1 pseudogene is annotated in these 1118 nt (G+C 44.3%); it reads right to left on the bottom strand.

The features are described from left to right. Positions 1-1118 (bottom strand): annotated as a pseudogene (locus JGK22_RS33115) (hypothetical protein); the annotation flags it as partial.

Here is a 1118-nt window from a genome sequence, read left to right as displayed (position 1 = left end):
ACCATTGCCATTATCATACCAAGGTTTAGCTGCCGGGAAATTCGGATCGAACAATTCGGGTAAACCCATTTTACCCAACATATCGTTAACTGCTTGAGGCTTCTCAGAAGCCTCCACATGAGGATACTGAAGTAAAACTTCCTCCAGGTCTAAATCAACCGTCCCAGCATACCATCCAAATGCTCGCTTGTGCGTCCCTCCTACAAAATCATCCTTAGTAAATCCAATTCGACTATTTATCCGATTTGGTTCCCCTTCACGAGTACCGAGTAAAATCTCTCGGTCTGCCTTCCCTAAAGTAACACCATTAGCTTTAGGAAAATTCAGTCCCGCAGGTTTAGGATTCTTATCCAATTCCTCTTGTGGAAGTTGACCCAAAGCACGACCGTTGGGAGTAGCAGTCAAACCTGCGGGATCTGCCACAGTCTGATAATAATTATCAGCAAACGTAACATTATTCCAAGCTTGAACTTTTGGTTCGTAGAAATCGCTGAAATTTGTGCTGATAAAGTTCGGTAATTGTAAATTCAAACTAGGTTGGTAGAAATCGTGCGGGTCGATTGTTGTCATTTGGAGGTCTCGGTTAGCCATAGATGTTCCACCAGCTTGGGGGAAGAAAGTCCCTAAACGCTGTAGGATTTCGCTATTAACCACAGTCCCGCGACTAAAACCCATGAAGTGCATGGGCGAATTGAATAAATCTCCCTGCTGGCGAATCAGCTTCCCTTGGCTATCGTACAACCGCTTTAATTGATTGCCTTCATACTCTCCAACGCCACCCCCCAACGCCAGATCCAATTGCACCATAGAAGCAAACAAAGCATCAGCCGCGCCCTCAGAAAAGCCAACGTCAGGAATAACTGATTCTCTGTCCAACGACCATTCATTCAGCAATACTAACGGTTTGTTCTTGTTGAGGTATTTAATCTCCTTTCCATCTATAACTACACCTTTTTTTAAGTTATTGACCAAAGTAGAGAGATAATTAGGTTCGCTGGTGTTAAGCCCCCCCGTCAAATTAGTTATCTCCCGTCCCTGTAAATCTATAGGAATCCAGTTACCTGTAGGCTTGTCGTAGCGCATAATTAACCCGCTGTTTTCCGGTGTATTGCCGCTAA

The organism is Microcoleus sp. PH2017_08_TRC_O_A, assembly GCF_020738665.1.
Classification (GTDB): domain Bacteria; phylum Cyanobacteriota; class Cyanobacteriia; order Cyanobacteriales; family Microcoleaceae; genus Microcoleus.
Note: the sequence above shows the minus strand (reverse complement) of the source record. Positions and strands in the feature narration are given on the sequence as shown.